This window comes from Peribacillus psychrosaccharolyticus ATCC 23296 (genome assembly GCF_000305495.1).
In the GTDB taxonomy this organism is placed as follows: domain Bacteria; phylum Bacillota; class Bacilli; order Bacillales; family DSM-1321; genus Peribacillus; species Peribacillus psychrosaccharolyticus.
In genome coordinates this window covers 1-10,207 of sequence record NZ_AJTN02000043.1, presented here as the reverse complement: position 1 = coordinate 10,207, position 10,207 = coordinate 1, and the positions used below count along the sequence as shown (strand labels likewise).

General features: G+C 37.4%; 10 protein-coding genes and 1 pseudogene. 7 read left to right on the top strand and 4 right to left on the bottom strand.

Features of this window, described 5'->3' with window-relative positions; genetic code table 11:
* Window positions 1-1,163, bottom strand: a 1,163-nt coding sequence (locus tag WYK_RS04675; protein WP_040373435.1) for a helix-turn-helix domain-containing protein, incomplete at its 3' end; no start/stop codon positions are given.
* A gap of 164 nt (window positions 1,164-1,327) precedes the next feature.
* Between WYK_RS04675 and WYK_RS04670 the strand changes: the two genes are divergently transcribed.
* Window positions 1,328-2,608, top strand: a complete 1,281-nt coding sequence (locus WYK_RS04670; RefSeq protein WP_040373434.1) for an MFS transporter — start codon at window positions 1,328-1,330, stop codon at window positions 2,606-2,608.
* Window positions 2,609-2,631: 23 nt separating this feature from the next.
* On the opposite strand, the pseudogene WYK_RS04665 reads toward WYK_RS04670, so the two are convergent.
* Together WYK_RS04665 and WYK_RS04660 are read right to left on the bottom strand one after the other, a co-directional pair.
* Window positions 2,632-3,068 (bottom strand): annotated as a pseudogene (locus WYK_RS04665) (MarR family winged helix-turn-helix transcriptional regulator).
* A 97-nt stretch (window positions 3,069-3,165) separates the two neighbouring features.
* Window positions 3,166-3,606, bottom strand: a complete 441-nt coding sequence (locus WYK_RS04660; RefSeq protein WP_040373433.1) for an RrF2 family transcriptional regulator — start codon at window positions 3,604-3,606, stop codon at window positions 3,166-3,168.
* A 176-nt stretch (window positions 3,607-3,782) separates the two neighbouring features.
* Between WYK_RS04660 and hmpA the strand changes: the two genes are divergently transcribed.
* From hmpA to WYK_RS04645, 4 genes are all read left to right on the top strand, one after another.
* Window positions 3,783-4,997 (top strand): NO-inducible flavohemoprotein, encoded by a 1,215-nt coding sequence (gene hmpA / locus WYK_RS04655; protein WP_040373432.1) that lies wholly within the window; start codon window positions 3,783-3,785, stop codon window positions 4,995-4,997.
* Window positions 4,998-5,137: 140 nt separating this feature from the next.
* Window positions 5,138-5,788 carry a CBS domain-containing protein gene (locus tag WYK_RS23190; RefSeq protein WP_051387309.1) on the top strand — a complete coding sequence of 217 codons (651 nt, stop codon included), beginning with the start codon at window positions 5,138-5,140 and terminating at the stop codon, window positions 5,786-5,788.
* Window positions 5,704-6,537, top strand: a complete 834-nt coding sequence (locus WYK_RS04650) for a sigma-54 interaction domain-containing protein (protein ID WP_161629104.1) — start codon at window positions 5,704-5,706, stop codon at window positions 6,535-6,537. Before WYK_RS23190 ends, WYK_RS04650 begins: the two co-directional genes overlap by 85 nt.
* Window positions 6,538-6,678: 141 nt before the next feature.
* Window positions 6,679-7,851 carry an acyl-CoA dehydrogenase family protein gene (locus tag WYK_RS04645; RefSeq protein WP_040373431.1) on the top strand — a complete coding sequence of 391 codons (1,173 nt, stop codon included), beginning with the start codon at window positions 6,679-6,681 and terminating at the stop codon, window positions 7,849-7,851.
* Between the two features lie 20 nt (window positions 7,852-7,871).
* Here WYK_RS04645 and WYK_RS04640 read toward each other — a convergent pair whose 3' ends face one another.
* Window positions 7,872-8,660: a polysaccharide deacetylase family protein gene (locus tag WYK_RS04640; RefSeq protein ID WP_040373430.1), complete on the bottom strand. Its 789-nt coding sequence runs from the start codon at window positions 8,658-8,660 to the stop codon at window positions 7,872-7,874.
* Window positions 8,661-8,817: 157 nt separating this feature from the next.
* On the opposite strand from WYK_RS04640, the gene WYK_RS04635 reads away from it, so the two are divergent.
* A complete protein-coding gene (locus WYK_RS04635) occupies window positions 8,818-9,054 on the top strand; it encodes a hypothetical protein (RefSeq protein ID WP_040373429.1) in 237 nt (78 codons plus the stop codon).
* A gap of 83 nt (window positions 9,055-9,137) precedes the next feature.
* Entirely contained in the window at window positions 9,138-9,950 is an 813-nt protein-coding gene (locus WYK_RS04630) for a YwqG family protein (protein WP_040373428.1), read from the top strand.
* The last annotated feature ends 257 nt before the right edge of the window (window positions 9,951-10,207 follow it).

Sequence of the window (10,207 nt, the reverse complement as noted above, 5' to 3'; positions counted from 1 at the left end):
GCATATAAAATATCACGCTTTGCTGCTTCAATGTTATTGAGTGACTGGTAACAAAGAGCACGTACTGCAAAAACTCGATAAAAAATGGATAAATCGATTGGATGATTCAAGTAGAGTGGGATCGTCAAGTCTTTCGATATAGCAATAGCTGACTCAAAATCTTCTTGCATGTAATAGGCATATGCCTCCTCACACATAAATAACTCCCTCATGAAACCGCCAAATTCAGCTTCGTCTTCTTCAAAAAAAGCCTGATTTAATGAATGAACAGACTCATAATCCTGCTCGATATTATTTACATAATGAATTTCACAATAGGCTGCGTATGTATGCATTAGAGGATCCTCTGAAAATTCATCCAGTAGTTTAAGCTTGTGCAAATAAAACATACTCTTTTCTTTATCAAGCTTACTTATGGCTTGGATTAAGAGCAGCCGATAAAAGTCATCCAGCCGATAAAATATTTTCTCGTTCTTTGCTATAGCTAACGCTTGTTGTAGGTAATGCTCTGTATTTTTTTGATCATTTATGGCCGCATATAACACGGTTAATACATAATACAAATCAAGCTGGGACAACTGATTGACTAAATACCAATGCGGTTGTACACGTTGTTCTGCTTCCTTCATAAGTTGAAGCGCTTTGTGATAATCTTGCTGGGAAAAAGATATTTCTCCTAAAAAGTGGTAACACCTTAGCAAACGATTGTAGACGTGAATCCTTTCGTAGCCGTCCATTACCTCATGAAAACTAGTATCATCTAATTTTTTCGACTGATAATAGTTCATAAGTAAATAAATTTCCTTTAACCGAATTTCTTCGTATGTATCAAAGGTCAGTTTAGCTTGCAAATGTTCAGTGCGTGCTAAGATACTGCGGATTACTTCTTCATCATTTTCTTCTGTCCAATGAATTTCTTTACTATCCGCTTCAATTTCAGCGAGTATGGTTCGGTAATCTTCTATTGAGCGTCCATTAATCAGCGAGGAAACCTCTACGCCAAGCTGCTCTGCAATATAATGCAGACTTTCCATGGAAGGCTGGGCTTTACCGTTTTCAATTAGACTCAACATACCTTTGGAGATTCCATTTCCGGCGAGCTGTTGCAGTGTAAGGTTCTTTTCTTTTCGAATCTTTTTAATTCGGATGCCTAATTCGCTCATTCCTTCCACTCCTTAAAATCAATCATTTAATTTAATTAAACATTTTTTCGAGAAGTATTACAAATATTTTTAAAAAAGTTTAATTAAATTAAAAAAATAATTGAAATAGTCTGAAATATAGTTTATCATAAGTTTAATTAAATTAAACAAATGAGGTGACTGTATTGAATGAAGAACAAAAATTTAAAAAAGCTACCTATCATTTAAAGACATTTTTAATTAGTAAAATGGTTTCTGCGTTAGGTGCAAATGTGTATGCATTTGGGATGAGTATGTATATTTTATCGCTGACCGGGTCGGCATTCAGCTTTGCAGCGAACTTAATTTTCAGCATTGTACCACGCATCGTTTTTTCACCAATTGCCGGTGTGATGGGTGATCGATATTCTCGTAAAAAACTTGTTATTGTTGGACAGTTAGGTGAAGCTGCAGCCATAACCGGACTGCTTATTTATTCGATTCTATTTGGTCTATCACTGCCGGCTATTTATTGTACGACGGTCATGTATTCCGTTTGTTCTACATTTTCAAGCGTTGCTTTCTCTGCTTCTCTTGGAAATTTAGTAGATGGGGGACGTATGCAAAAAGCGATGTCCTTTAACCAAATCTCCTACTCGTTTTCGGGCATTGGCGGACCCATAGTCGGCGGGCTTTTATTCGGATTTGTTTCAATACAACTATTCTTAATCATCAATATAGCAGCACTCATAATTACCACGGCGCTCGAAGCGACAATGAATTTCACCTTATTTAAAAGAGAAGAATCTCCTAGAGAAAAAGAGGAAACGATGGTGGGAAGCTTACGAGAAGGATGGCACTATATCAGGAAAAAGCCTGTTATTAAAAGCATATTATTCACAGGTCTTTGGATAAATTTATTTTTCACCTGTTTAAATGTTGGTGGAGATTATGTGCTGCTTGAACAATTAAAGGTAAGGCCGCAGCATATCGGTATAGTGGAAGCAGCAGGAGCTATTGGGATGCTCCTAACATCGATTTATTTTGCATCCCGTGCAAATGTAAAAAATCCCTTATTGTTTTCAAAGTGTGCGATTCTTGGCTTGTCATTATTAATAGCAGCGTTTGCACTACCACTTATATTTTCTTTATCTTATCCGATAGTGATTACGTTTTACGCTATCGCTATGCTGTTATTCGGTTCACTGGGCATTTTAACGAATACGCCAATCCTTGTGATGCTGCAAAACTCTATCGATGAAGAATACCGCGGACGGGTATTTGGAATTCTTGAAATGATGGCGATGGGGATGATGCCAGTTGGAACGATTATATATGGGCTATTATTTGATCTTGTACCGGCCGCTTATTTGTTTATTGGCAGCGGCATTATATTAATTGGGGTGACAATGATTTGCCTAAACAGCCGCGTAATCAAACAAGGGGAGCTCGCTCTATTAAATTTAAAAACAGATATGACTGTGTAAAGTCATATCTGCTCACTAACTCTTTAATAGGCCTGTAACGTTTTTAGCAAAGCAAGTAAGGATGATTTTAAATCTTCAATCTCATTCTTATCATCGCCAGACATCTTGCCGATCATTTCGGGGATGACACAGGCCTCTTCTTGTAAATTCAGTCCTTTTTTAGTTAACCGGATGAGGACAGATCGTTCGTCTTGTGTCGAGCGTTCACGAATAAGGAGGCCGTTTTGTTCCATTCGTTTTAACATGGGTGTTAACGTACCGGAATCTAGTGAAAGAAGATCACCTAGTTTTTTACCGTTAAGGTATCTTGTTCCCATAATAATAGCAGGACAAGATATTGTGGATACGTCACATCAAGCTTTTCCAGGAGTGGTTTATACTTTTTAGTCATTTCCCGGGAACTTGCATAAAGTAGAAAGCATAATTGGTTTTCCAGCACATGTTCTATATTTTTTTCCATTTTATCACCAGCTAGTTATAGTCCATTTGATATAGGTATATCAAACTTAATTTAATAATAATCGTTGTCTCAAATAAAATAAAGGAATTGTCAATCGTTACGTTTCTGTCCGAGTATCGAAATATTCTTTAAGAACCGATTTATTTGTCAAAATATCTTCAAGTGTGTATTTATCCAGTACAAGGAAGAAGCTGTTTAGAGCCTCATTTAACATATGCTTTAAGGAACAAACGGGGGTTATGACACAATTATTGTCCTCTTTAAAACATTCTACAAGATAGAAATCTTCCTCGGTCTTACGGATCAGCTCGCCAATGTTAATGTCAGCTGGCTGCCTTGATAGACGAATGCCGCCATTACGACCACGAATGGTTTCTATATAATTCATTTTTCCTAGATTATAGATAATTTTCATTAAATGGTTACTAGAAATTTCATAAGCTTCTGAGATTTCTTTAATGGTCACCAATTTTTCACTGTTAACAGCCACATATAATAATACTCGTAATGAGAAATCTGAATAACTAGTTAAGCGCATATAAGGTTCCTTTCGATAATCATGTATCGTTATCATAGCATAAAAGTGACAACTTTATAAACGTGAAGGAAGGTTAAAACAAAAAGAAGTATTTTATATATTGCTTTTCAAGACGTCACAACTTATTATAAAGATGTATTAAATATACATGTTATTGAGATTGAGGGGGAACCATCATGTTATCGCAACAAACCATTAATATTATAAAATCGACTGTACCCGCGTTAGAAGTAAAGGGGAATGAAATTACAACCTTATTTTATAAAACGTTATTTGAAAATTACCCAGAATTATTAAATATTTTTAATCAAGCTAATCAAAAAAAAGGTCGTCAACAAACTGCATTGGCCAACACGGTTTTGGCTGCAGCTAAGCATATCGATCAGCTGGAAACAATTCTTCCCGTTGTGAAACAAATTGCTCAAAAACACCGGAGCTTGGCGGTTAAACCTGAGCATTATCCGATAGTCGGTGAGTATTTACTAAAAGCGATTAAAGAAGTTCTCGGAGATGCAGCCACAGAAGAGATTCTTACTGCTTGGGGCGATGCTTATGGTGTGATTGCCGGAGTGTTCATAGATATCGAAAAAGATATGTACGAGGAAGCAAGCTCACAAAAAGGCGGCTGGCTTGATTTTAAAGAGTTTGTCATTGCAGATAGAAGGAAAGAAAGCAATGTTATTACGTCTTTCTATTTAAAACCAATTGATGGAGTTGTTTTGCCTGACTTTAAACCAGGCCAATACATTACTATTCGTTTACGTGTTCCTGGAGAGGAATATTTAGTTAATCGTCAGTACAGCTTATCAGCTGCTTCTGGAAAAGATAGTTTTAGAATTTCTGTCAAACGTGAAACAGCTCCCAATACACCTGAAGGAAAAGCATCTAACTTTTTACATGAGTACGTAAACATTGGAGACACAGTTGAGTTGACTGCTCCAGCTGGAGATTTCGTGTTGGATCTTGGTCAACCTGCTAAGCCGATTGTCTTTCTTAGTGGAGGAGTTGGGATAACGCCGTTCATGAGTATGATTCAAACTGTTGCTGAACAACAGCCGAGCCGTCCCGTCACGTTTATTCATGCTTCGCAAAATGGATCTGCTCAAGCTTTTAAAAACGAATTGAACTCTTACAATGAAGTTTTAACTAATTATCGCTTAGCATTTGCTTATTCAAATCCGACTGACGAGGATTTAACTGATCGTCATTTTGGTAAACACGGTTATGTAGATGCTGACTTCTTAGGTCAATTCGAACATGAGATGAATACAGACTACTATCTTTGCGGACCAGTTGCTTTCTTACGTAGCATGATCGCTGCTTTGACAAATATGGGTGTTTCACAAGAACAGATTCACTATGAATTTTTTGGTCCAGCCATACAATTATAATAAAAAAATCACGAAACCGAATGCAGAAAATGTATTCGGTTTTTTTGTTAGAATTTGGATTTTTTTGGCTTGACGGTGGCATAACGGCACGTTACGATACTCGTAATACCGAAAAATATTTGGAATGAACGGAGGAAACTGTGAGAATTTATGATGTAATGCAAACGATAGACAGCTATCTATCCAAAACAGCTACGCTGAAAGACGCAGCAGAGTTTATGCTCGCAACGAGATACAATACCATTCCGATTGGTGATCATGAGGGGAAACTGGCAGGGGTCTTTACACGCGGCGCCTTTTTGCAGCTTATTGTTGAGGAGTTCCCCCTAGATACTCCCATTGCTCCCTATATAATTAAGGATGTACAGTCACTGCCTGCAGATATGAAAATTGAAGCAGCCGGTATAAATAATTCTCCCTTTGGTACTGGAATAGTTGTAGATGAGGAGAAGAAGATTACGGGATTATTAACTCAAAGAGACCTTGTTTTAGCTTTATCAAAATCCACCATGGACTTACGTGAACAGATGGAGGTTATCTTATGTGTTAATAAATCAGAATATTCAGCCCAAGAGGAAGGGAGATCAGCGAGGATACACGAGAGAGCACAGTATGTCTGGGAGGATATTATTACTCGTGATTCCGGACTGAAACAATTAAATAAAACATGCAAGAAAAAGCAGCAAAAAAGAAAACGTCGGTTCTATTGCGCGGGGAGAGTGGCACAGGCAAAGAAATGTTTGCCCATGCCATCCATCAGTCTAGTAATCGATCAAAGGGACCATTTATAGTGATTAATTGTGCGTCGATTCCTGAACATTTATTGGAATCTGAACTGTTCGGATATGTATCAGGAGCATTTACAGGAGCTGATAAAGGCGGCAAAACGGGAAAGTGGGAAGCAGCACATGGTGGAACACTTTTTCTAGATGAAATTGGCGAGATGTCTTTGGCACTGCAAGCTAAGCTGTTAAGAGTAATTGAAGGTAAAGGTTTTTTTCGATTGGGCAGCAATGAACAAATTCAAGCGGATGTTCGATTACTATCGGCCACGAATGCTCCTTTAGAAGAAATGATTCGCAATAAAACGTTTAGAGAAGATTTATATTATCGATTAAATGTTATTAGTTTTACCTTGCCGGCACTTAGAAAACGACAGACAGACATCCCTATTCTTGCTCATGTCATGATAAAACAACTTAATCACCTTCTTGAAATGACGATTACTGGGATGGAAGAAGAGGTAATAGAACGTCTAAAAGAGTATAGATGGCCCGGAAATATCCGTGAATTACGTAATGCTCTCGAACGAGCAATGGTTATGAGAGAGACTGGGAAAATCAGCATAAAGGATTTACCGGATTATCTCCAGATTAAACAGCCTTTTATTCGGGAATCGGTGCGAGTAATCCAAGAAATTGAACGTGAAGAATTAGAGAATGCACTCATAAAAATGGGTGGGAATAAAACCAAAGCAGCACAAACTCTTGGCATAAGTCGATCGGTGCTGTATGAAAAATTGAAAAAGCACCAAATGTAGAATGTCCGGAATACCGGACATTTTTGTCTTTTAAAAAAGAAACGGACAATTCTATTCGGAGTAAGCTTGTCATAGCCTTCTTATTTTTTGGCATAAAAGTTGCATATATACTTCAAGAAATCATTAAAAGGAGGAAACAATATGACAACAGCAACATGGAATCCCGTTAAAACAGAACGGCCGTATTTTACTCAGGAACATCTAATGTTTCGCGATTCACTTAGAAAGTTTCTTGAAAAAGAAGCAAAACCATATGCAGAAGAGTGGGAAGAAAATCAAATGGTTCCCCAATCATTCTGGGACAAGATGGGTAAAAACGGATTTATTTGTCCTTGGGTAGATGAAGAGTACGGCGGACTGGGTGCAGACTTTGCTTTTTCAATAATTTTAGCAGAAGAATTAGGAAGGGTTGGTGGTGGAGGCGGAATTGGTCTTCATAACACGATTGTTGTTCCTTATATAGCAACGTTTGGTACTGCAGAACAAAAGCATAAATATCTCCCGGGCTGTGTCAACGGTCAAATCATTACGGCGATTGCGATGAGTGAACCAGGAGCAGGATCAGATTTAGCTCAAATTAAAACGACTGCGGTTAAAGAAGGAGACCACTACATAATTAATGGAGAAAAGACGTTTATTTCAAACGGAATTTTAGCCAACTTAATCGTGGTTGCATGTAAAACAGATTCAAATGCGGTTCCTGCACATAAGGGAGTATCCCTGTTTTTAGTAGAAGGCGATACGCTAGGCTTTTCTCGCGGCAGAAAATTGAAGAAAATGGGGCAGCACAGCCAAGATACAGCAGAATTGATTTTTGAAGATGTAGTGATCCCTGCTGGGAATCTCCTTGGAGAAGAAGGAAAAGGGTTTTACTATTTAATGCACAAGCTGCAGCAAGAAAGGATTATGGCTGCATTGGGTGCACAAGTTGCGGCGGAACAAATGCTTCAGCTCACGATTGAATATGTAAAGGGACGTGAAGCATTTGGTACAAAGATTAGTAAATTTCAAAACACGCAGTTTAAGTTAGCTGAAATTGCTACACAAGTTCAACTAGGACGAACCTTTATAGACGATTTAATTAGTAAACATATGAACGAGGAGGATATTGTCACAGAAGTATCTATGGCGAAATGGTGGGTTACAGACATGGCACGGAGAATTTCAGCTGATTGTCTGCAGCTTCATGGAGGATATGGGTATATGGATGAATACCGAATATCTCACTTTTATCGTGATGTGGCAGTTGGACCTATTTATGCGGGCTCAAATGAAATCATGAAAGTTATTATTGCGAAAAAATTAGGACTATAAATAAAAAAACAAATAGGCTGTCACAGGCCTGTTTGTTTTTTATTGAGATTATAAGGATCAATTGGCTCAGGAAGTGTATTTGATGAACGGTACATCATTTCGGATACGGTTACACATTCATAGCCATTCTTTATAAGGTATTTGAGAATATCTTCTAATGCCACAACCGTCTGTGAAGTTTCGGTATATTCACTCCCTATCCAATCATGAAAAAGAATGATATTGCCCGGTTTAACGCCTGTAATGATTTGTTTTGACATTTTCCCTGCGGGTGGTCTGCTCCAATCCTTCGAATCCATATGCCATGACCACAAGATGACGGTTTTACCGTTCTTAATAGCTGTGTCGATAATGACATCGTTATGCATGCCCCCAACTGGACGATAGAGTGTGGGCTGTCGTCCTGTAACATTTTTGATAATAGAATCTGTCTTGAGTAATTCCTCTTTCAATTTTTCAGCAGGGATTCTGCTGCTATATATGTGACTATACGTATGATTCGCAATTTCATGGCCTTCTTTAGCAACCCTCTTTAACACCTCAGGAAAACGTTCTACTTTATTACCAGCTGCAAAGAAAGTAGCTTTAGCTTTATATTTTGCCAAAAGATCAAGGATTTGCGGTGTAAAAATAGGATGAGGGCCATCATCAAAGGTCAAGGCGACTATTTTTTCCTTTGTATTCACTTCCCAGATTACATTTCCTGTTTTTTCATAATTTTCACGTGTATCTCTAAACACGGATGCCTCGGCTTGGGTTGCAGAAAATACAATTAGGAATAGAACTATAAATATGACTTTCGTTCTCATCAGCTCACTCCACCTTTAACAATTAGTTTATGGTATTTTTTTAAAATTTATTTAAATTGAAGAACTGAATTTATGAATGTTAAAGGAAAAATAGATTGAAGTTACGAATAAGTTAAATAACACTAAGCGCATATATGCGAATAAAGGAGAACTATCTATGGAAAGAACTCAAAATCCTACTCGAATGGAAATCTTAAAATCAAGAGAGAAGTTACTTTGGTATGTATTTATTGCTTCTATGGCTGGATTATTGTTAAGGCTGTTTATGATGAATGTGAATTCTGATGTAAAGATCTTGTTGATTATACACAGTGTAGTCTGCCTATTAACTGCCGGTGGTATAGTCATAATTAAAAAACAGCAAACCCAATTAAAAACAAAGGGAAAAAGATAAGCAGATTCTACATACTAAGTTGAGTTACAATTTGGCCCTGCTTTAAAGCTGCTCATAAAAGTATTCAAAATGGAGGGGTAAAGTTGAAAAAGCAAATTATTGAGCTGCTACAGCAATGTGGATTGGAACAATATAAAGAAGTTATCGAACAAGGAATTAAACCTTCTATTCGTTTGAAGCCAAAGCGGGTAAAGCAAGAAAAGACCATTCCCATAGGATCATCTAAAATGGGAGGAAGGCCGGATCTTCCACCATCCATCGATTGGCCTGTTTGGTCTGCAAAGGAAGAACATCAGCTCTCTTTTCTTTGCCAGGTGAATTTATCGGAACTTCCTGAAATGCCGCTCAGTTTAGAAAGAACTGTACCGCAAAGTGGGATGCTCTATTTCTTTTTTGCTTCGACAAATGAGGCACTTTATGAAGAAGATTGGTTTCCAACACAAAAAGATGCTTGCCGAGTTTTGTTTTATAATGGAGATGCTTCTATTCTTAGAAGAACCAATTACCCAAAGAAAATGAAAAAAGAAGGGTGCTTCCCTGCTTGTTCCCTAATGACATTAATTGAGTGGGATATACCTTCTAGTGAATGGATAGCGTTAGAAGAGGAGGAACAGGACTTCTGGGTAAAGTGGGAAGACTTTAATAAAAAACATCAGTTGAATTTCGTTTCAGACACTGATGAAACATACTTTAGACCAGTTCATAAGCTTTTTGGACATGTTGAAGTGATCCAATATGAGATGGAACGAGAATGGGTGCATCTTCTTACAGTTGATACTTGTGAGGAATTAAAAATGGATTGGGGAGATACAGGTCATGTTGTGTTTTGGGTTCCTGAAAAAGACCTGAAGAAGTGGCTATTTACAAATGTATTAGCGGAAATGGAATGTTCTTAAGAAAAGCAGTTCTTACTATATAATACAAAACAAAATTCAGGGATGTATAATTACAGGAGTTTCTTAGGATAAATATCTATAGAGGTTTTACTTAAGTATTTTATAATACTTTAATAAATGGGTTGACTATTAATAAAAATAGAAGTAATATTAAGAAGTCGCAAAGAGAGCGGCGGTTTTAAACCAGTAAAACTTCGCAGAAGTTGACAACTGTTCGAAGCTATGATACTATTAATTGTATCGTAACAGACGAGAAA